The organism is Mangrovimonas sp. sgz306409, from assembly GCF_059735265.1.
Genome location: NZ_JCAPEU010000009.1, coordinates 78,650 through 100,788 on the forward strand (window position 1 = coordinate 78,650; position 22,139 = coordinate 100,788).

Sequence of the window (22,139 nt, forward strand, 5' to 3'; positions counted from 1 at the left end):
GTTACAATTAAATTATGAACAAATATAATTTATTTTTTGTTTAAAAAGTCGTTCACTAATTCTGGAGCCATAACAGATTCTACGAACATGTAAGCACCACTCTTAGGAGACTTCACCATCTTGATGGCTTTTGTTAATCTTTTAGATCCTGTTTGTAAAGTTGCTACTGATTTCTTTGCCATGATTCCTAATTATTTAATTTCTTTATGAACTGTCATACGCTTCAAGATTGGATTAAATTTCTTAATCTCCATTCTATCCGGCGTGTTTTTCTTATTCTTGGTAGTGATGTAACGTGAAGTTCCTGGCATCCCAGACTCCTTGTGCTCTGTACACTCCAATATAACCTGAATTCTATTTCCTTTCTTTGCCATTGTACGTGCCTTTAACTGTTATGCTATTATTTTAAAAATCCTTTAGACTTGGCTTCTTTGATTGCTGCAGCAATACCAATTTTATTGATAGTCTTCAACGCAGCGGTAGAAACTTTTAAAGTTACCCATTTATCTTCTTCAGGAATATAAAAGCGTTTTTTGATCAAATTTGCATCAAATTTACGCTTAGTCTTATTCATAGCGTGAGATACGTTGTTTCCAACCATCGCTTTTTTTCCAGTAAGTTCACAAACTCTTGACATTCTTTCTAACTTTAAATTATGTTATTTCAAAACAGGCTGCAAATTTAGAAAAAAGATTATATATCAACAAACTTAATTCGCTTCTTTTTCAAATCTTTTTTAAAATTTCTTTTTGAAGCATCTCAAACGCCTTGTTGGCCGCCTTATTTATCACCTTTACGCGGTGGTTCCCAAAGTTAAATTCTTCACTATATACGCCACTTTTAGAGGCGATTGCAATAAATACCACGCCTACTTCTTCATCTGTTTCATCTGTGGTAGGCCCCGCATTACCTGTGGTTGCTATGGCATAATCACTATTGAACATTTTCAAGGCTGCCACAGCCATAGCTTCAGCCACTTGGGCACTTACCACGGAAAATTGATCAATTAGAGCTTCTGAAATATGCAGTACATTCATCTTAGCTTCCTTAGTATAACTTACCACACTTCCCTTAAAATATTTGGAAGCCCCAGGATGTGAGGTAAAGCTCTCTGCAATTTTCCCTCCTGTACAGCTTTCGGCAGTGGCAAGTGTTTTACCTATAAGGGTCAGTTGCTTTCCTATAATAGCTTCTAGGGATTCATCCTCTTCAAATCCCACAAAAATATCTTCTATCTGAGGCAAGAGGGCATTTACTTGTCTATCTATTTCAGCTTCCACAACTTCCCTATCCAATCCTTTTCCGGTCAAGCGCAAGCGCACTTTTCCCAAATTGGGCAAATAGGCCAACTTGATAAACTTTGGCAGATTGTCTTCCCAATCTTCTATACGGGCAGCCAAATTGCTTTCGCCCATGCCATAGGTTAGAATGGTTTTATGTTTGATATATGGGAATTTAAATGCCTTTTGGAGTCTAGGAATGACCTCATTTTCAATCAAAGCTTCCATTTCAAACGGCACCCCAGGTAATGAAACGAATACTTTCCCATTCCTTTCCATCCACATGCCTGGAGCAGTTCCGTTAACGTTCATCAAAACCTGTGCTTTTGAGGGCACCAAAGCCTGATCGATATTCACCTGCACCAAAGGTTTCTTGATATAATGTTCCCAAAGGTATTTGATATGTGCCAACACCTCTTGGTTTTGGACTAGCGTATCGTTAAAATATTCTGCAATGGTTTTCTTGGTGATATCGTCTTTGGTAGGTCCCAAACCTCCTGTAACTATAATGATATCGGCATTGTCTTCAGCCTCCTTAAACGCCTTCAAAATATGCTCCTTATCATCCTGAACAGAAGTGATCTGATACACAGAGACCCCAATTTTATTTAGGGCCTTACTGATAAATGCTGAATTTGTATCTACAATTTGACCTATGAGAATCTCATCGCCAATTGTAATGATTTCGGCTTGCATTATAGGTTATAATCCTTTTTTAATTCTTCGGAGGCATTTTCGATGGCTGTTAGCACAAGGTCCAATTTATCCGAAACGTCTTCATCTTTCTTCTCAAATTTCCCCCAATCCTGAACCACGATCAAATCTTCCAAAACACCAAGTTCGAACAGATCGATAGTCGGTTTCATTTTGTGTGCTGCTTGATAGGTATTAAAATAATCCTTCCCCGCTACTGCTTCTTTTAATCTTGCCGCATCTTCGGGTACTTCTTCCAAGAAAGCCGCCACCAAAGCTACGATAAAATCCTCGTCGTTATCGGCCAACTCTCTTACTCTATATAATTTATAATGCTGTTCCATTTATTTTACAGTTATTGAAAACAAAGGGGTCCCTTCTATAGCCCCAACCAATTTGTCATTTGCATTTACCTTGCCTACTCCGGCAGGCGTTCCCGTAAAGATAATATCTCCTATCTTTAAAGTGAAATATTTTGAGACATATTCGATGATTTCATCAATTTTCCAAAGCATCAAATTGGTATTCCCCTGTTGCACAAGCTCATCGTTTTTCTCTAAGGTAAAATTGATGTTGTTCACATCTTCAAAATTAGTTTTCGGCAACCAATTGCCAATTACAGCCGCTCCATCAAAAGATTTTGCTTTTTCCCAAGGAAGCCCTTTAGCCTTTAACTTTGCTTGAAGATCTCTTGCCGTAAAATCGATACCCAAACCAATTTGATCATAATATTTATGAGCAAATTTCTTATCGATATATTTCCCAACCTTATTGATTCGTACCAAAACTTCCACTTCGTGGTGTACATCGTTTGAAAAATCTGGGATAAAAAACGGTTGCTTCTTTAACAAGATAGCCGTATCGGGCTTCAAAAACACTACAGGCTCCTCGGGTCTTTCATTTTCAAGCTCCGCGATGTGCTCTGTGTAATTTCTACCTATGCAGATAAGTTTCATAGTCCTAAAACAATTAGCAATACAACTAATTAGTCCAATTTATTATTAAACGCTCTCAATTTAATGGCGGTGAGTACCTTTTTGGTATATAGTGGAAAATCGGCATTTAACAACCAACCAAAATATCCCGGTTCATCATTCAGTACATCCTGAACACGCTTCCCTTTGTGCTTTCCAAAGGTAAAGCATTCCTCTTCCTCTTTATTGAAAGCTATAAAGCCTGCAAAGTCGGCAAATTTCTTTCTAGAGCTGAATTCCGCCAAAAACTTGGCATCATTTTCCAACTCCTCATATTTGGCCACTTGAGCCTTCAATACTTCATATGTCGCATTGGTATCGGCTTCGGCACTGTGAGCGCCATCCAAATTCTTGTTACAGTAGAATTGGTAGGCTGCCGACAAGGTACGCTGTTCCATTTTGTGATAAATAGTCTGCACATCAATAGCGACACGGTTTTTCATATCAAAATCCATTTCGGCACGAAGCATCTCCTCTGCCAATAATGGAATATCAAATCTATTGGAATTAAAGCCCCCCAAATCGGAATCCTTGATAATGTTATGAATCTCTTTTGCCAATTCCTTAAATGTAGGCTTGTCTGCGACATCTTCATCAGACACCCCATGGATTGCGGTTACTTCTGGCGGAATAGGCATTTCTGGATTTACCAACCAAGTATTGCTTTCTTCCTTTCCGTCTGGATATACCTTTAAAATGGAAATTTCAACAATTCTATCCTTTGAAATATTTACTCCGGTGGTTTCCAGATCAAAAAAGCAAATTGGTTTTGTAAGATTAAGATTCATTTTTATCAAATTTTGCGCTAAGATAACGAGAATAAAAAAAGCCTTAAACTAAATTAAGGCTTTTTTATAAGGTCTGATTGAAAGCTACACATTATCAATATTAAAATATCCACCCTTGTTTTCGGTGCGTTCCAAAGACTGGCTCACGATTAAATGTGCCACATTAATCATATTCCGAAGTTCACAAAGCGAGGTCGTAATTTTTGATGCTTTATAAAAATCCTCCACTTCTCTATGGATGAGATCCAACCGTTTTTTAGCTCTTTCCAAGCGCTCATTACTTCGTACAATCCCCACGTAATTGTGCATCAATGCCTGTAATTCCTTTAAATTATGCTGAATTAAAACATGCTCTTTGGTAATGCTCGTCCCTTTGTCATCCCAATCTGGAATGTCAACATTAGCAAGCACACTTTCATGTGTTTCGTGATATTTGAAAATGTTATGCGCATACACCAAGGCTTCCAACAAGGAATTTGAAGCCAATCGATTAGCACCGTGCAGACCTGTTCTGGAACATTCCCCGCAGGCAAACAAATTGTCAATTGTAGTTTTTCCTAATTTATCCACCTGAATACCCCCACACAAGTAATGCGATGCCGGCACCACTGGAATCCAATCGGTTTTGATGTCGATATGGCTGTCCAAACACTTTTGATAGATATTTGGAAAATGCTTGACAAACCCTTCAAAGTCCAAATGGGTACAATCCAAAAACACATGGGATTCCCCCGATTTTTTCAATTCGCTATCGATACTTTGAGATACAATGTCCCTAGAGGCCAATTCGGCGCGCTCGTCGTACTTCAACATAAAACGTTCGCCTTCCTTATTTCTTAAATAAGCCCCAAAGCCCCTAACAGCTTCCGATATTAAAAAAGAAGACTCCCCTTTGGCACCATACAATGCCGTTGGATGAAACTGCACAAACTCCATATCCTTAATGCGCGCCTTAGCACGGTAGGCCATGGCAATGCCATCACCAGTGGCAATAATAGGATTGGTGGTATGGCCATACACATAACCAATACCTCCCGAAGCCAACAAAGTACTATTGGCCTTTATGGTTGAAATCTCCCCTGTTTTTTGATTAAACACATAAGCCCCATAGCATTTCAACTCGTCAGGATCTGCGCCTTCTATATGGTGATTGGTAATTAAATCTATCGCAAAATGATGTGGTAAAATAGAAATATTGGATAATTGATGTGCACGCTTTAACAAGGCGCGCTCAATTTCATAGCCTGTTATATCCTTATGGTGTACCACTCGATATTCGGAATGCCCTCCTTCCTTACCCAAATCGAATTTGCCTTTGGCATCCAAATCAAAATTGGCGCCCCAAAGCAGAAGTTCTTCCATGCGCTTCGGACCTTCCTCGACAACCATCTTAACTACATCTTCCTCACAAAGTCCATCACCAGCAATTAAAGTATCCTTAATATGCTTTTTAAATGAATCCTTTTGTTTGTCCAACACAATGGCAACACCTCCTTGGGCGTACTTGGTATTGGATTCTTCTTCATTGGCTTTGGTTACAATAATAACATTCCTATCAGGAAACTTCTCGGCAATTTTCACCGAAAAGGTCAATCCTGCAACTCCGGAACCAATCACCAAATAATCTGCGGTCATCATCATTTCACTCGAGATTTAATAACATTTATTTAGACAGTTCCAACATGCGCTCTATAGGCAGCAAGGCTCGTTCAATAATATGCTCAGGGACTTCAATTTGTGGCGACTCGTTCAACAAACAATCATACAATTTTTGCATGGTATTCATTTTCATAAAATGGCATTCGCTGCAAGCACAGGTATTATCTTCCAAGGCTGGTGCCGGAATCAACTTGGCTGTTGGAATTTCCTCTTGCATTTTATGAAGAATCCCAACTTCGGTAGCCACAATAAATTTTTCGTTTGGATGCTCCTTCACGAAATTAATCATCCCAGCAGTGGACCCGATGTAAGTGGCCGTATCCAAAATATGCGTCTCCGATTCTGGATGTGCAATAATTTTATAGTCCGGATGCTTTTTATGCAGCTCGATCAATTTATCCATCGAAAAAGCTTCGTGTACCACACAACTACCATCCCAAAGCAACAAATCTCTTCCTGTTTCCTTCATGATATAGCGACCAAGATTCTTATCGGGCGCAAAAATGATTGGTGTTTCCTTTGGAATTGATTCCACTATTTTCAAAGCATTTGAAGACGTACATACTATGTCACTCAAAGCTTTGATTTCCGCGGAACAGTTGACATAAGTAATCACCACATGGCCAGGATGCTGTTTAATAAAAGCCTCAAAACTTTCCGGTGGGCAAGAATCCGCCAAGGAACACCCCGCATTTAAATCTGGCAATACCACTGTTTTGTTTGGGTTTAATATTTTGGCTGTTTCCGCCATAAAATGCACCCCGGCAAATACAATAATATCGGCATCTGTCTCGGCGGCTTTTTGGGACAATCCCAAACTGTCCCCTACATAATCGGCTATATCCTGTATTTCTGGCACCTGATAATAATGCGCCAAAATTACAGCGTTCTTTTCCTTCTTTAGGCGCTTTATCTCTTTCACTAAATCTATTGTCTCACTCATAGCTTCTCCATTTTCATTCACAAATTCTAAATCAACAGATCATCTCACTAATTTTTAACCTCAACATTGGCAATTTCCAACTGCAAATTGTTCAAAAGCAGTTCTCCTTTGCTAAGCATATTAAAAATTTCGTTCTTGCTGTCTTCAAAATTATGTTTCAGTTCCAAAAAGAAATTGTTGTAATACACAATTCCTGATTTTAAATTCTCTGCAAACGTTGCCAAATATTTCTGTTCCTTTTTGGTCATTTCCACTTTAGCCGTTTCCAACTTATTTTTCAGGTAATCGATATAGATATACAATTCCTTAATGAACATGTTTGGACGGTCGGTTCTAGAAATTACATTATCACGTCCGTAGATATGATCCACCATTGTTTTCAAACTCATCACTTTGGAATAATAAGCCATATTTGGCCCTGGGCAAATGGAAACACCTTCCCCTTCCTTCTTTGTATCTAAATTATATTTCAACAAGGCCGAAGTTCCCAAACCTACACAAGTGCATGATTTTTCGGTAATCTTGTTCAATTCCAATTGATAAGCTTCTTTTGAAAGATTTTGAGCGTCCAAAGCTTTAATTTTGAAATGCTGATACTCCCGAGACGCAGTACACACCCCTGTTTCCTTAAATTCCTTGTTCAATGCCACATATTTTTTAGGACAGGAACTCCCTGGTCGTCCTTTATCAATCAAGGCATCACGCTCTAAGTCTTTGGTATTTTCTTTTAGATTATTGAAAGGCACTCCCAAAGGAGAAATATCGCTTAAATACAAATCCTTTTCTTGGGCGGAAGCCAATTTCTCCAAAGTCTTTTCATCTACGGTTGTTGCTTCCGGAACCAATAAAAATGGACTTCCCCATCCTACAGAATCCAATTGATAGGCATCCAACAACAATTCGTGTTCCTCGTGAGTTCCCACTCCACCTTGAGCCGTAATTTTTATTTGCAAAGGTCCCTTAGAAATTGCTCTATTTTGAGCCTCCAATTCCTTGTTCAAAACTTCTTCTATAGACGCTCTCAGTTCCTCGCGTTTCTCCTTAAACTCCGCCAATACCGGACCCAACAAATACCCATCGGTGGCAAAGGCGTGACCTCCACAGTTCAATCCAGATTCAATTCTATATTCAGATACCCAAAGCCCTTTTTTGGCCAAGAATTTCCCTTGAATCAATGCCGAACGGTAATCGCTTACCTTTAAAATGATTCGCTTTTTAAAAGTCCCTTCTGAAGTTGGATAAAAATCATCAAACTCACTCATATAGGCATACAAGCGAGGATTCATCCCTGCCGAAAGCACCACAGAACCATTCAAGTTACTATTGGCAAAACCACGCAAGGCGGCATGTGCATCATTATAGGCCACAGGGAGTTTTTCATCTTTGTTGTAATTGTCCTTATCAACCTTGGTCATGATGTTTACATCAATACTTCCCTTTACCAAATGTTGATTTAACCAAGACTTTAGCTCCGATAGTCCTTCGCCTTTTTCTGTTAGCCTTTTAAACTCTTCTCTAAGGTGAGCATTGGAAGGCAGCATATCTAGATAGGCCTTAAAACTTTCTCCCGTTTCAAGAGCTGCTTGCTTCACAGCTTCTATTTTTTGATCGACTACTTCATTTATCAAGTTAAGGTATGAGGTAATGCGCTTTGCACGAAAATCGTCTACCTTATTGGTAATTTCCTGATAAGGCAGCTCAAAGGTTTCGCTGTACATTTTTCGTAATTTCTCGATAAGCATATCGTCTACCAAAGAAATCACCGAATCAATGCCATATTGCGCTACCTTTAAAGGTGAATCGATTGTAAAGCCAATCCCCATAACCGGAATATGAAATGAATGCGCTTTGTTATTCATTCTATGTTGTTTTTAAAATTGCAAACCTCAAATGTATCGATTTGAACTTGCAAGAATTATGATATATGTCATATAAAGATCCTTGCAGAGGACTGCATTTTTACGTAGAATTAGGGCACAAAAAAAGCCTTAACTAAAAAGTTAAGGCTTTAAATATTATTGGCTTTAAAGATTAAATATCTCTATTTACATCCCAAGCTTCCAAATAATCTTTAACGGCTTTTACAAATTGTCCTCCTAGCGCACCATTCACTACTCTATGGTCATATGAATGCGACAAGAACATTCTGTAACGGATTCCAATGAAATCACCATCTGGAGTTTCTACTACCGCAGGCACCTTTCTAATAGCACCCAAGGCCAAAATCCCTACTTGTGGCTGATTGATAATCGGAGTTCCCATAATGCTTCCAAATGTTCCCACATTGGTCACAGTGTAAGTCCCTCCTTGGATTTCATCGGGTTTCAGTTTATTAACTCTAGCTCTATTGGCCAAGTCGTTTACCTTTTTGGTCATTCCTACCAAGTTCAACTGATCGGCATCCTTGATTACTGGTACAATTAGGTTACCATCTGGCAAGGCTGCTGCCATCCCTAAATTGATGTGCTTTTTCTTGATGATTTTATCTCCTTGAACCGAAATGTTCATCATTGGGAAATCTTTAAGCGCCTTGGCTATGGCTTCCATAAAGATTGGAGTAAAGGTCAAGTTTTCACCTTCGCGTTTTGCGAAACCGTCTTTAACTTTTTTACGCCAGTTCCAGATATTGGTAACATCGGCTTCTATAAAGCTTTGTACGTGAGCAGAAGTCTGTACCGATTCCACCATATGGTGTGCAATCAATTTCCCCATACGGCTCATTTCGATGATTTCGTCCTCACCACTCGCCACAACAGGAGCTGCTGCTGGCTTGGCTTGCTGGGTTCCATTTACTTGAGGAATCTCAACTTTAGCAGGTTGTGGTGCTGCTACTGTATCCTGGACCGGTTGGCTACCTCTGTTTTCTAGGTAGGCCAAAATATCATTTTTGGTCACACGACCTTCTTTTCCTGTTCCTGAGATTTTATCAAGTTCAGCTTGGCTGATACCTTCTTCCTTGGCAATGTTTCTCACCAATGGCGAATAAAATCTACCTTCTGTAGATACTACAGGCGCTACAGCTTCTTGCGCAGCCTGTACCGTTTCCGCTACTTGGGCCACAGCAGCTGGTTCTGCTTCAACTTCCTCCTTCACCGGTTCTGCCTGTGGTGCAGCTTGAGTATCTGCAACATCGGCATCCGTCTCAATAATAGCTATTGTTTGCCCTACTTGAACTACATCATCTACATTGAATAGCTTTTCAACCAAAACGCCATCAACCTCACTAGGCACTTCACTATCTACCTTGTCTGTAGCAATTTCCAAAACCGCTTCATCCATCTCGATAGTATCTCCTACCTCTTTTAACCATGATGTTATTGTTGCTTCCGCAACACTTTCCCCCATCTTCGGGAGCTTTAATTCAAATTTTGCCATATCTATAATGAAAAGATCTGTTTTTATTTTTCGTCTGCAAAATTAATAAAAAATCAATGTGTTCTTTAAGATTTTTTCAATTAATTCTGTTCTAACAAAATCACTTTTCCTCTGTTTTTTGAGCTGTTACTTCCGAGGATAAAGGTAGAGTTTTTTGAAAGAATTTTAAATTTTGCGTTTCTATTTATTTGATTGTCGCACATATACTGAATGATTTTTTTAAAACTCAATAGGTTAGCGTCAAATATTATTTCAGTGTGCGGTTTCACTTGCTGTATCTCATCAACAACGGAAACTTTTTTGGCCAGTGCTTCCTCCAAGCCTTCTGCCATTTTATCAGAAACCAATATGTAATGATTTACCTTTGGATTGGCTGGTTTAGGTTCTCTACTGGCCACATATGCCATCCGAATTCCAAACCAAACGGCTAGGTTGAATAGGATGTTCTTTTTAAAATGTTTCTTGTAGAAAATTTGCATGGCACCGTAAAATCGGCGGGCGTAAACGGCATCTTTTAAGGTGCTTTCTCCTTTATAATGAATTGCTGTGATGGTACCATTATAGTAGTTATTATAGCCTGCTTCAAGGACTTTATAGGATAAATCCACATCTTCACCATACATAAAATAGTCCTCATCAAAGCCTTGTACTTCGTTGTAAACTTCTCTTTTAATCAACATAAAAGCCCCAACAAACACAGGGATTTTGCCTACCTCATGTTCTCCCAACTGATTGGCATAATATTCCTTTGTAAATCCTGTCACCTTTTTTAAAGAGACATATGGGGTTGGAATGTTGCGTTTACTTTCGGGCAGGAAATGGCCTGTACCGTCCACCAATCTACACCCTACAATCCCGACATTTTCCTTCGCATCTGCAAAAGCCAACAATTGTACAAATACATCTTCTGGCAATACAGTATCTGGATTTAAAATGCAGAGATATTCCCCTTTCGCACTACGAACCGCCTGATTGTTTCCTTTGGAAAAACCGACGTTATCCATATTTTCTATTAAAATAACTTCGGGAAACAGTGCCTTGACCATTTCACAACTGTCATCGGCAGAATGATTATCAACTACAATAATTTCCGACTCGATTAATTTAGTAGCTTCAACGACACTTCTTAGGCAAAGCTCCAAAAAATAACGAACGTTATAATTTAATATGACAACGGATAATTTCACGAAAAAGAAACTAGGACTTTAAGGACACCTCAAAAGGAATTCTGTTGATGATACTTCTTCCTAAGGTAATCTCATCGGTATACTCGAGTTCATTACCAACCGAGATGCCTCGGGCAATGGTAGAGGTTACAATATTGAAGTCCTGAATTTGTTTGTAAATATAAAAGTTGGTTGTGTCGCCTTCCATCGTAGAGCCTAACGCAAAAATAAGTTCCTTTATTTTGCCCTCCTTTACTTTTTCTACAAGCGATTCAATATTAAGATCGTTTGGACCTACACCATCCATGGGAGAAATTTTACCACCTAGCACATGGTACAAACCTTTAAAGGAACTGGTATTTTCTATAGCCATGACATCCCTAATATCTTCCACAACACAAACTACATCTTCCATTCTATTTGGGTTGGAACAGATTTCACAAAGTTCTGTATCGCTAATGTTATGGCAACTTTTACAGAATTTAATTTCGTTTCGCATGGCACTCAATGCTTCTGACAGGAGCTGGGTGCGTTCCTGAGGCTGCCCCAATAAATGCAGGACCAATCTTAAAGCCGTACGCTTGCCAACCCCAGGCAACTGGGACATTTCATTAACTGCTTTTTCCAGAAGTTTTGAAGAAAATTCCATGCTGCGAATTTACTATAATTTACGGACTATTTAATTATGGGGTTCTTATTAAATTACTTATTATTGTCTAACATAACAATTGAAAAGTAACATTCTGATTTTTAAAATCATCCTAAATTCGCCCCTATGACCCCGGTTACCATTGCGCTTTTAATTCTAGGTTATTTTGTAGTATTAATCCTTATTTCATTTTTCACTGGAAAAGAAGACAGCAACGAAGCTTTTTTTAAAGCCAATAAATCGGCGCCATGGTATTTGGTGGCTTTTGGAATGATTGGCGCTTCGTTATCTGGGGTCACGTTCATCTCTGTTCCAGGAGCGGTAGAAACCAAACAATTTGGGTATTTACAGGTGGTGTTTGGCTACTTTTTTGGCTATTTGGCCATTGCCTATATTCTATTACCTATTTATTACAAACTGAACCTCACCTCCATTTACACCTATTTAAAAACCCGCTTTGGAATTATAAGCTACAAAACAGGTTCGGTCGCTTTTTTGGTTTCCAGGACGGTTGGTGCTGCCTTTAGATTGTTTTTGGTAGCCAAGGTGCTTCAGTTACTTATTTTTAATGAATTCGGCATCCCTTTCCCCGTTACCGTGGTAATTACAATAGCCCTAATTTGGCTATACACCTTTAAAGGCGGCATTAAAACTATCATATTTACGGATACACTGCAGACCTTTTTCATGTTGGTTTCCGTAGTGGTGACCATAACCTTTTTAGCTTCTGCTTTGGATCTTCACAGTTTTACTGATGTGTATACAACCGTTAGCGAAAGCTCCTTGAGCAAGACGTTTTTCTTTGAAAACATTAATGATCCTCAATACTTTTTTAAGAGCTTTTTGGCGGGAATGTTCATTACCATCACCATGACCGGATTGGATCAAGATATGATGCAGAAAAACCTAACCTGCAAAAACCTGAAGGAAGCCCAGAAAAATATGATTTCCTTTAGTATTGTGTTGATTTTTGTAAACATTCTGTTTTTAGTTTTAGGATTTTTATTAACTCAGTATGCCCAACAATATGGTATAACCGCCAAAAAGGACGATTTGTTCCCTACCATTGCCATGCTTCCAGAAATAGGCATCATGACTTCTGCTTTCTTTTTATTGGGACTTATTGCAGCCGCCTACTCCAGTGCAGATTCTGCCTTGACAGCTTTGACCACTTCCTTCTGTATTGACATCATTGAATTGGACAAAAAGCCGCAGGAACAACAAAAAAAGACAAGAAAAGGGGTGCATATAGGTACCAGTATCGTACTTATAATTGTCATCCTTATCTTTGATGTTCTTTTTACGGACGTTTCCGTAATTTGGGAATTGTTCACTGCAGCAGGCTATACTTATGGGCCGCTTTTAGGATTGTTTGCTTTTGGAATCTATACCAAGTTCCAAATCAAAGACAAGTATGTTTGGATTGTAGCCATAGTTGCTCCAATAGTTTCTTACCTATTAAACACCTATTCTGAAGAGCTGTTAGGTGGTTACCAAATAGGTTTTGAAATTTTAATAATCAATGGTCTTTTCACATTTTTAGGATTAATACTGATTCGTAGAAAGCAAAACTAAGGTGCAAGCCACTTCATAGGCGATAGCATTAGCCTCCAGAATTTTGTAAAACTCAGGGTTCTCTGTCCCTGGATTAAAAATAATACGTTTAGGATGTAAGGACACCAGATAGTCATAATACGCGGTTTGCCGTGACGGATTGAGGTATAATGTCACAGTATCAATATGATCATAATTCAACAATTCATCATCAATATCAACACCAGCAACGCTTCCCTTTTTAATTCCATAGGCTACTACTTCATGGCCGTGAGCCAACAATCTTCCTATGGCAAAATTGGAATATCGGGAAGGATTCAAGGAAGCTCCAAAAACTAGGGTCTTTTTGTTCATCTGTTAAAAAGGTGTTAAGGTGTGTTAAATTAAGTAACACATCACTTTTGGGGACGTCTATCCTCCAAACATTATCACGCTAACTTACATATTTTTTGATGAAACACATTTTACTTTTTATTGCATTTCTATCATTGTCAACGCTATACGCAAAAACCGATTCAGAAAGCGCACCAAGAGACGGTTCGGTTACAGGAACAGTGATAGATGCCAACCTGAACCAAGCATTACCCTACGTAAATATAATTATTAAAAACGAAGCAGGCGAAACCATTACCGGTGGAATTACCGATGACCAAGGTTACTTCGAAATCAAACACATTCCAGAAGGAAAAAATATAATCACCATTCAATATATGGGTTACAAAACCGTGTCAAAACCATTGGTTATTGGCAACGGTAAGCATAAAATAGACTTAGGAAATATTTTACTGGAAGAAGATATTGCCAGCTTGGATGAAGTTACAGTGGTAGCCGAAGTGTCTTCTGTGCAACAAAAGGTAGACAGAAAAGTCATTACCATAGGAAAAGACCTTACCACCACAGGAGCGTCCGCTTCCGAAATCATGAACAACCTTCCCTCAGTTACCGTAGACAGTCAAAGTGGAGACATTAGCCTTCGAGGTAATGAAAATGTACGTGTTCTGTTGGACGGGAAACCTACCAACGTTCCGGCGGCACAATTACTCAAGCAAATTCCTTCTACATCCATTAAAAGTGTGGAATTGATTACCAATCCTTCGGCAAAATATAACCCCGAAGGAATGAGTGGCATCATCAATATCATACTTCATAAAAATGCTAATGTCGGATTCAACGGAAACCTCAACGTTGGCTTTGCTAAGGAAATCAGTCCAAACTTTAATAGTTCCATAGACATGAACTACCGAAACGGTAAACTTAACTTCTACGGAAACTACGGAAATAACATTGGCAAGAGTACGGGCGGTGGAAAAATAGACAGATTTGATGACAACACCGAACAAATTTTCAAGAACTGGAACAATAACAAATCTCATTTGTACAAACTTGGGATTGACTATTACATAAATGACAACAACGTCTTTTCTGTGTATACCAATCAAAACCTTTACGACGGAAAGAGAAGTAACAGTACAGACATTATTTATCTACTGAATGACAATCCAAATTTCCGTCAGTATTTAGACAATGAAAATGAAAACACCACGTCCTCATACAATGCGGCCTTTAAGCACGATTTTAAAAAAGAAGGTCACAATATTAGTTTGGAAGCCGACTACAGCACTTTTGACAGTGATGAAATTGCCGACTTCTCTTTTACGGACAATAGTTCTTACCGAGACCTTGTAAACAACAAACGCGACAATACCTTGATCAATTTGGATTATGTGAATCCACTTTCGGAAACTTCTAAGTTGGAAATTGGTGCAGAATATAGAGCCAACAATGCCGATAATTTTTACAACACCACCAATGCCAATCTTTACGATTCTGATTACGAATACAACCGAAGCATTTATTCATTCTACACTACTTATGGGCAAACTTTTGACAAGTGGTCCTATCAAGTAGGCGCAAGGATTGAGCAATATGAAGTAGAAGCCATTTTTGACCAAGTTACGCAAGAAACCGCAACTTTCAACGACGAGAAATTCAGCATTTATCCTTCGGCTTTTTTAACGTATAACACTTCCGAAAAAACATCTTTACAATTAAGTTATAGCAGACGTGTGGACAGACCTGGATTAGGACAAATCAATCCAATCAGGGAATGGAGTTCTCCTAGGGTTACCTCTATTGGAAATCCTGAACTGAGACAACAGTTTACCAATTCCTTAGAATTGAATCTTACCAAAAATGTGAAAGGCGGTAATATTACTGCGGGGACCTTCTACAGAATTATCAACGATGAAATCAATCGTTCTGTATTTATGGACCCAGAAGACCCTGCAGGAGATCGTGTGATATTAACCTATGACAATTTTGACAGCAACAATGCTTTCGGTTTTGAAGCATCAAGCAATTACAGACCAACCAAATGGTGGAATTTCAATGCCAGCGCCGAATATTATTTTAAGACCGTAAGAGGTGTAGTGGAACAGGAAAATTTGGAAATCAAAAATTCCACCTTCAATTTACGTATGAACAACAACTTTAAAGCGACTAAAAGCTTGAGCTTTTCGCTTTTTGGAATGTATCGCGGGCAAGATGAAAACCTTCAGCACAAAAGAAAACCTATGGTGATGGTAAATACAGGATTACGCTATAGCTTCTTGGAAGATGACAGAGCTACCTTCAGCTTTAGCTACAACGACATTTTCAACACTATGAAATTTGCTTTTGAACGCGACAGACCTTTCCCTAGCGAAGGTGAATTTAACTGGGAAAGTAACCAATGGCGTATAGGCCTTACATATCGTTTTGGAGGAGGTAAATACAAAGCTTTAAATAGAAAACAAAGAGACAACAATGAAACCCAAGGTAGCGGTGGTTTCATGTAACATAAATGACATATTTAGTAACCCATACAATAGTTGATGGTTAGTGTTAATGTTTGGTTACTAAATAAGAAAACCCGAGGTCTTAGGCCTCGGGTTTTCGCTATTGTTAAAATAATGTTATTATTTTAAGAATGTGTTAATTTTCTCCAAATCCAAGGGTATCTTTGTAATCGATTACTTCTGCATGTTTAAATTGATTTGAATTAGCCTTCATCAATTGAAAAACCTAAGGAATAATCAACCTCGAAGACCTCAATTTTTTGGGGTCTTTTTTTCTTCCAAAAACTGTAACAAACCATTTTCAAAACCGTCTTTTTTATACACAGCTCCTCAACTGAGTTTAATTAATTTGAATTAGCCTTCATCAATTACAATTCGTTGATTTGGTAAATGTTGGATTTTAAAAACCCAGGTGCTTAGGCCCTGGGTTTTAGCTTAAATGTTAATTAACGTTAAAAGTGTTAATTAATGAAATAAAATTGAAATTTCAACGTCTATAGTGTAGTGATAAGTTTTAAAGTTAATCAACAGAAGTATTTTTATAGTTTTAGTGTTAGTAAGGTTGGTTAATAGCTGAAAAGCCCGTGATTCTCAATCACGGGCTTTTTATTTTATGAATGGTCATTAATGTTATTGAAAAGTGATTACCACTTAATAACCGCGCTTCCCCAAGTAAAGCCACTTCCAAAAGCTGCCAACACGACTAAATCCCCTTCCTTAATTTTGTTTTGTTCCCAAGCTTCAGTTAAAGCAATAGGAATGGAAGCTGCTGTAGTGTTTCCGTAACTTTGAATGTTATTGAACACCTGGTCGTCATTCAACTTAAATTTATTCTGGATGAACTGTGAAATCCTCAAATTGGCCTGATGTGGAATCAACATATCAATATCGGAAACCTGCAGGTTATTCTTCATCAATCCCTCCATAATCACTTCACTAAAACGAACTACCGCATTTTTGAATACAAACTGCCCGTTCATATGCGGCATATAACTAACATCATCAGGATCATTGTCCCTTAAAATGTCGCTTACCCAACGTTTTCCCATCCCTGGGGCAATCAAGCTCAATTCTTCAGCATGCTCCCCTTCAGAATGTAAATGTGTTGATAAAATTCCTTTTGTTGGATCTTCTTCTCTACTCAATACGGCAGCTCCTGCTCCATCTCCAAAAATTACAGATACACCTCTTCCTCGTGTCGTTTTATCCAAACCTCTTGAGTGCACCTCACTACCAATCACCAAAACGTTTTTGTACATCCCAGTTTTGATATATTGATCGGCAATGGAAATTCCATATACAAATCCCGAACATTGGTTTCTAATATCCAAGGCCCCCACAGTTTTAATGCCCAAAGCTTTTTGAACGGCAACCCCAGGCCCAGGAAAATAGTAATCTGGGCTCAAAGTGGCAAATACAATAAAATCGATATCGTTTTTATCTATTCCGGCACGTTCTATGGCTATTTCAGCCGCTTTAACACCCATTGTGGAGGTGGTATCTCCTGTTTTGTCTTCAACCCAACGACGTTCCTTAATACCTGTACGCTCTTGAATCCAGGCGTCGTTGGTATCCATCATTTTGGATAAATCGTCATTAGTCACCACATTATCGGGCACATAATAACCTAAACCAACTATTTTTGAATTGTACATAAATCCTTATTATTTTAATCAAATCGAACTGCTTCACTGCCATTTTTGAATAAATGACAAAAAACAAGGTGTAAATTTAATCATTATTCCATCTTTATTAAACTAAACCCCTAAAAGATTTCTTCCACAAGAAGGCATTATTTCCTATTAACAATGTCAGTTTGTCACCTTTTTGGTCTTGGTACTTTTTTTGTCCTGTTCCAAGAAAATTATAAAAACATAAAATTTAGATATCATGGCAAAAGGAAATATTAATGTTTCGGTTGAAAACATCTTTCCGTTGATCAAAAAATTCTTATACAGCGATCACGAAATCTTTTTACGCGAGTTAATCAGTAATGCGACGGACGCTACCCTAAAACTTAAACACCTTACTAACATTGGTGAAGCGAAAGTTGAATATGGCAACCCACAAATTGAAGTAAAAATTGATAAAGATGCCAAGAAACTTCACATTATAGACCAAGGTCTTGGTATGACAGCCGAAGAGGTTGAAAAGTACATTAACGAGGTGGCCTTTTCTGGTGCCGAAGAGTTTTTGGACAAATACAAAGATTCAGCAAAAGACTCTGGAATTATTGGGCATTTCGGTCTTGGGTTCTACTCTGCCTTTATGGTAGCCGAAAAAGTTGAGATCATCACAAAATCTTTTAAAGATGAGCCTGCTGCTCATTGGACTTGTGACGGATCGCCTCAATTTACAATGGAGCCTCACGACAAAACTGAAAGAGGGACAGAAATCATTCTTCATATTGCAGACGATTCAACCGAATTCTTGGAAGAATCCAGAATTAGAGAATTATTATTGAAATACAACAAGTTTATGCCTATTCCAATTAAGTTTGGAACCAAGGAAGTAAACGATCCAGATTTCACGCCTAAAACAACTACCGATAAAGACGGTAAGGAAACTACAGAGCCTCACAAAAAAATTACTGTAGACAACATCATCAATAATCCAAATCCAGCTTGGACCAAGCAGCCAACCGATTTGGAAGACCAGGATTATAAAGACTTCTACAGAGAATTGTATCCAATGCAATTTGAGGAGCCTTTATTCCATATCCATTTAAATGTTGACTATCCGTTCAACCTAACAGGGATTTTGTATTTCCCAAAAATGACCAACGATTTAAGTATTCAAAAGGATAAAATTCAATTGTACCAAAACCAAGTGTTTGTAACGGACAATGTAGAAGGAATTGTTCCTGAATTCTTAACGATGTTGAAAGGGGTTATCGATTCTCCAGACATTCCATTGAACGTGTCACGTAGTTATTTACAGGCAGACGGTGCCGTGAAAAAGATTTCATCATACATCACCCGTAAGGTGGCTGATAAGTTGAAATCATTGTTCAACAACAACCGTGAAGACTTTGAGAAAAAATGGGATGATATCAAGATTGTGATTGAGTACGGAATGCTTTCCGAAGAAAAATTCTTTGAAAAAGCGGAGGCTTTTGCTTTGTACCCAACGGTGGATGGCACTTACTACACTTACCAAGAATTGATTGATAAAATCAAGGACAACCAAACGGATAAGGACAATAAAACAGTGATTCTTTATGCTTCCAACAAAGACGAGCAACACAGTTATATTGAAAGCGCCAAAGCCAAAGGTTACGAGGTATTGTTATTGGATTCTCCAATCGTGAGCCACTTGATGCAAAAGTTGGAAACCTCTAAAGAGAACATTTCATTCTCACGTGTAGATGCAGACCATATTGACAATTTGATCAAGAAAGAAGACACAAAAATCTCTAAACTTTCTGAAGAGCAAAAAACTGCTTTAGACACCTTGTTGAAAGAAACCATTCCTGCGGAAAAATTCATGGTGCAATTGGAAGCTATGGATAGCGATGCTGCTCCATTCATGATTACACAACCAGAGTTCATGCGCCGTATGAAAGAGATGCAAGCTACTGGTGGCGGTATGTTTGGAATGGGCAATATGCCAGAAATGTACAATTTGGTGGTAAATACCAACTCTGAATTGGTAGGCCAAATTTTGGATACCGAAGCTAAAGATGAGCAAGAGCGTTTGATCAACCAAAGTTTGGATTTGGCAAGATTGTCACAAGGACTTCTAAAAGGTGAAGAACTTACCAACTTCATCAAACGAAGCTACCAAATGATCAAATAATGGTAATTATATACTATTTGCAAAACCTTCCTGCACTTACAGGGAGGTTTTTGTTTTTATACCCTTTTCAAAAAACACCGTTTACTCAACAAACAGTCCCGTTTACTAAGTTACTCTTTTAAAATCTCCGATTCCCAATTAGGTTTGAAGTATTAACTTTTAAATCTAACATCATGAACAAGCAATTCAACTTAAGCATTGAAAGTCCCTGTCAAGAAAACTTCAACGATTTTTCTCCTACCTGCAAAGGCGGATTTTGCAAGTCCTGCAAAACAGAGGTGGTAGACTTCACAGGAATGGACTCCCAAGAAATCACAGATTATTTCAAAAACAATACAACCCAAAACGTTTGTGGCCGATTCAAAAGCTCGCAATTGACGGCCCACCAACCTACAATCCAAGTCAAAAGAACATCAAACTTTTTAAATGGATTGGCCTTTGCCTTTTTATCCTTGTTCGCGCTTAATTCAACTCAGGGGCAAACAATCCAACCAAAAACTACAACTTCGGAAAATCCGCCTTCCAAAATTCAGGATTCTTCGTTTCAAAAAACTTTTATAGTGAAGGGAACTGTGTCTGATAATGAAGCACCATTACCAGGAGTGAATGTGGTATTGCAAGGCACCTCCATAGGTACCAGCACCGATTTTGATGGCAATTTTGAATTCCCCATCAAACTAAAACAAGGTGATGTTTTAGTGTTCAGTTACGTGGGCATGGAATCGCAGAAGTTGGCAATTAGCAATGACCAAACAGCATCCAATGTCACCCTAAAGGTAAACATGTCAATGACTGAATGCATGATTTTAGGCAAAGTGGCCGTAAAAAAAGCTTATAAATCAAAAAGACGTTAACCCAATCTGCTCTATATGAAATACCTAGTTGTTTTAATTTCAATTTTCTATATAAATAGCTCTAAAGCTCAACTATCGGATTTTGCCCATATCGATTTCACAAAGGCAGATAATACGGCTAAACTTCACCAAGGAGCTGATTTGGAAAACCTGGGTTTGCTTGCCCACCAATTAACCGCAAATCTTCCCACCGACGTTGAAAAATTTAGAGCTATTTACTTTTGGATATGCCACAATATCAATGGAGACAGCAATCAACACAACAAAGTTGACAGAAAGCGAAAAAAAATGCATGGTGATAGCGCAGCTTATTCCATATGGAATGAAGAGTACAAAAGGATTGCCTTTAAAAAGTTATTGAAGCACAAAAAAACCATGTGCACTGGCTATGCCTATCTTATTAAGGAACTTTGTTTTTTGGCCAATATTGATTGTAAAATTATTGACGGTTATGGCAGGACTGTTAACTCCAATGTTGAAGAACTAGAAATGACCAACCATTCTTGGAATGCTGTAAACCTAAATGGCAAATGGTATTTATGTGATGCCACTTGGTCTAGTGGCTACACGATGGGCCTTACTTTTGTAAAAGATTATAACGATGGGTACTTTTTAACCGACCCCATTTTGTTTGCAAAAAACCATTATCCTATTGACCAACAATGGGTATTAACGACCAACGTATCTCGAGAAGATTTCACCTCGTCTCCTATAGTTTACGGAGAAACATTTCAGCACCAAATACAATCGGTAACTCCAACTAATTTAAATACGTCCATAAAAAAAGAGGAAGACCTCAACTTCAGCTTTAAAAGCCCCAAGGAAATTTCAAACAACAATATTTCACTGGTCTATTTTACCAGCTCACAGGAACAGACTTTAAAAATTTATGACCTTAAAAACGAAAACGGGTACATTTCCTTTAAAACCAACTTTAACCACAAAGGAATTTATGACGCTCATCTAAAAATTGGAAAGGACATTGTGGCGACTTATACTATTGAAGTCACAAGGTAAAAACCTACAACAGCCAACCGTAAGAAATTGTATATCAACAAAAAAACTAGTATTTTTAATCTTACGTAAGTCTTTATCTTTTCCAATATGAAAAAAATTCTAACCATTTTCATCATCAGTTTAGTGCTGCTTTTGGCAGCCTACTTTGCCTTTGTATATTATGTGCCCTATAGTGAAGGCACCCGATCTGGAGAACTCATTAAAGTGAGCAACAAAGGTGTTGTTTTTAAAACTTGGGAAGGAGAAATCAGCCAAGGGATTAGTGGCGCAGAAATATTTAAGTTTTCTGTTTTGGACAAGGACAAGGATGTCATACAGAAACTAAATGAACTTCAGGGCAATTATGTGAAGGTAACTTATATTGAACGCTACACAACCTTAGCATTTTGGGGCGACACCAAATACTTTGTAACCGCCGTAGATAAAGACATCTCTCCCCACTTTAATAAAAAATCGGATTAAACTGATTGTAGATACATAGCCCTATGTATTTCCCTTAAAACATCTCGTTCATTCGTGACATATTTCATTCGTTAATCCATGCACAAAACA

At 38.3% G+C, this 22,139-nt stretch carries 21 protein-coding genes; 6 read left to right on the forward strand and 15 right to left on the reverse strand.

What is annotated here, in order from left to right; all coding sequences use genetic code 11:
* Window positions 1-29 precede the first annotated feature (29 nt).
* From AC6I5C_RS14950 to recR, 13 genes are all read right to left on the reverse strand, one after another.
* Window positions 30-182, reverse strand: a complete 153-nt coding sequence (locus AC6I5C_RS14950; RefSeq protein ID WP_076663445.1) for a DUF4295 domain-containing protein — start codon at window positions 180-182, stop codon at window positions 30-32.
* A 9-nt stretch (window positions 183-191) separates the two neighbouring features.
* Window positions 192-374 (reverse strand): 50S ribosomal protein L33, encoded by a 183-nt coding sequence (gene rpmG, locus AC6I5C_RS14955; protein ID WP_031444791.1) that lies wholly within the window; start codon window positions 372-374, stop codon window positions 192-194.
* Window positions 375-400: 26 nt separating this feature from the next.
* The gene (gene rpmB, locus AC6I5C_RS14960) at window positions 401-637 is read right to left on the reverse strand and encodes a 50S ribosomal protein L28 (RefSeq protein WP_497905859.1); all 237 of its coding nucleotides are present in this window, start codon (window positions 635-637) and stop codon (window positions 401-403) included.
* Between the two features lie 88 nt (window positions 638-725).
* On the reverse strand, window positions 726-1,976 hold the full coding sequence (locus tag AC6I5C_RS14965) for a competence/damage-inducible protein A (protein ID WP_497905860.1): 1,251 nt from the start codon (window positions 1,974-1,976) through the stop codon (window positions 726-728).
* Window positions 1,976-2,317 (reverse strand): Hpt domain-containing protein, encoded by a 342-nt coding sequence (locus tag AC6I5C_RS14970; RefSeq protein WP_497905861.1) that lies wholly within the window; start codon window positions 2,315-2,317, stop codon window positions 1,976-1,978. The genes AC6I5C_RS14965 and AC6I5C_RS14970 overlap by 1 nt, the downstream gene beginning before the upstream one ends.
* Entirely contained in the window at window positions 2,318-2,929 is a 612-nt protein-coding gene (locus AC6I5C_RS14975; protein ID WP_497905862.1) for a fumarylacetoacetate hydrolase family protein, read from the reverse strand.
* 29 nt (window positions 2,930-2,958) lie between these two features.
* The gene (locus AC6I5C_RS14980) at window positions 2,959-3,735 is read right to left on the reverse strand and encodes a 3'-5' exonuclease (RefSeq protein WP_076663441.1); all 777 of its coding nucleotides are present in this window, start codon (window positions 3,733-3,735) and stop codon (window positions 2,959-2,961) included.
* 84 nt (window positions 3,736-3,819) lie between these two features.
* Window positions 3,820-5,373, reverse strand: a complete 1,554-nt coding sequence (gene nadB / locus AC6I5C_RS14985) for an L-aspartate oxidase (protein WP_497905982.1) — start codon at window positions 5,371-5,373, stop codon at window positions 3,820-3,822.
* Between the two features lie 25 nt (window positions 5,374-5,398).
* On the reverse strand, window positions 5,399-6,337 hold the full coding sequence (gene nadA, locus AC6I5C_RS14990) for a quinolinate synthase NadA (protein ID WP_497905863.1): 939 nt from the start codon (window positions 6,335-6,337) through the stop codon (window positions 5,399-5,401).
* A gap of 47 nt (window positions 6,338-6,384) precedes the next feature.
* The gene (locus AC6I5C_RS14995; RefSeq protein ID WP_497905864.1) at window positions 6,385-8,196 is read right to left on the reverse strand and encodes a hypothetical protein; all 1,812 of its coding nucleotides are present in this window, start codon (window positions 8,194-8,196) and stop codon (window positions 6,385-6,387) included.
* 172 nt (window positions 8,197-8,368) lie between these two features.
* On the reverse strand, window positions 8,369-9,712 hold the full coding sequence (locus AC6I5C_RS15000) for a dihydrolipoamide acetyltransferase family protein (RefSeq protein ID WP_497905865.1): 1,344 nt from the start codon (window positions 9,710-9,712) through the stop codon (window positions 8,369-8,371).
* 80 nt (window positions 9,713-9,792) lie between these two features.
* The gene (locus tag AC6I5C_RS15005) at window positions 9,793-10,899 is read right to left on the reverse strand and encodes a glycosyltransferase family 2 protein (protein WP_497905866.1); all 1,107 of its coding nucleotides are present in this window, start codon (window positions 10,897-10,899) and stop codon (window positions 9,793-9,795) included.
* 10 nt (window positions 10,900-10,909) lie between these two features.
* Window positions 10,910-11,527 (reverse strand): recombination mediator RecR, encoded by a 618-nt coding sequence (gene recR / locus AC6I5C_RS15010; RefSeq protein ID WP_497905867.1) that lies wholly within the window; start codon window positions 11,525-11,527, stop codon window positions 10,910-10,912.
* A 126-nt stretch (window positions 11,528-11,653) separates the two neighbouring features.
* On the opposite strand from recR, the gene AC6I5C_RS15015 reads away from it, so the two are divergent.
* Window positions 11,654-13,102, forward strand: a complete 1,449-nt coding sequence (locus AC6I5C_RS15015) for a sodium:solute symporter (protein ID WP_497905868.1) — start codon at window positions 11,654-11,656, stop codon at window positions 13,100-13,102.
* Here AC6I5C_RS15015 and AC6I5C_RS15020 read toward each other — a convergent pair.
* Window positions 13,073-13,435, reverse strand: coding sequence for a CoA-binding protein (locus tag AC6I5C_RS15020; RefSeq protein WP_497905869.1), 363 nt, complete (start codon window positions 13,433-13,435; stop codon window positions 13,073-13,075). The two genes, AC6I5C_RS15015 and AC6I5C_RS15020, sit on opposite strands and share 30 nt — an antisense overlap.
* A gap of 98 nt (window positions 13,436-13,533) precedes the next feature.
* Between AC6I5C_RS15020 and AC6I5C_RS15025 the strand changes: the two genes are divergently transcribed.
* Entirely contained in the window at window positions 13,534-15,918 is a 2,385-nt protein-coding gene (locus AC6I5C_RS15025; RefSeq protein WP_497905870.1) for a TonB-dependent receptor, read from the forward strand.
* A 644-nt stretch (window positions 15,919-16,562) separates the two neighbouring features.
* Here the strand turns inward: AC6I5C_RS15025 and AC6I5C_RS15030 are convergent.
* Window positions 16,563-17,573, reverse strand: coding sequence for a 3-oxoacyl-ACP synthase III family protein (locus tag AC6I5C_RS15030; RefSeq protein WP_497905871.1), 1,011 nt, complete (start codon window positions 17,571-17,573; stop codon window positions 16,563-16,565).
* A 235-nt stretch (window positions 17,574-17,808) separates the two neighbouring features.
* Between AC6I5C_RS15030 and htpG the strand changes: the two genes are divergently transcribed.
* From htpG to AC6I5C_RS15050, 4 genes are all read left to right on the forward strand, one after another.
* A complete protein-coding gene (gene htpG / locus AC6I5C_RS15035) occupies window positions 17,809-19,716 on the forward strand; it encodes a molecular chaperone HtpG (protein WP_497905872.1) in 1,908 nt (635 codons plus the stop codon).
* Window positions 19,717-19,889: 173 nt separating this feature from the next.
* Complete coding sequence (locus tag AC6I5C_RS15040; protein WP_497905873.1) at window positions 19,890-20,570, forward strand: carboxypeptidase-like regulatory domain-containing protein; 681 nt, start codon at window positions 19,890-19,892, stop codon at window positions 20,568-20,570.
* Between the two features lie 15 nt (window positions 20,571-20,585).
* The gene (locus tag AC6I5C_RS15045) at window positions 20,586-21,587 is read left to right on the forward strand and encodes a transglutaminase domain-containing protein (protein ID WP_497905874.1); all 1,002 of its coding nucleotides are present in this window, start codon (window positions 20,586-20,588) and stop codon (window positions 21,585-21,587) included.
* Window positions 21,588-21,674: 87 nt separating this feature from the next.
* Window positions 21,675-22,049 carry a hypothetical protein gene (locus tag AC6I5C_RS15050; protein ID WP_053977435.1) on the forward strand — a complete coding sequence of 125 codons (375 nt, stop codon included), beginning with the start codon at window positions 21,675-21,677 and terminating at the stop codon, window positions 22,047-22,049.
* Window positions 22,050-22,139: the final 90 nt, after the last annotated feature.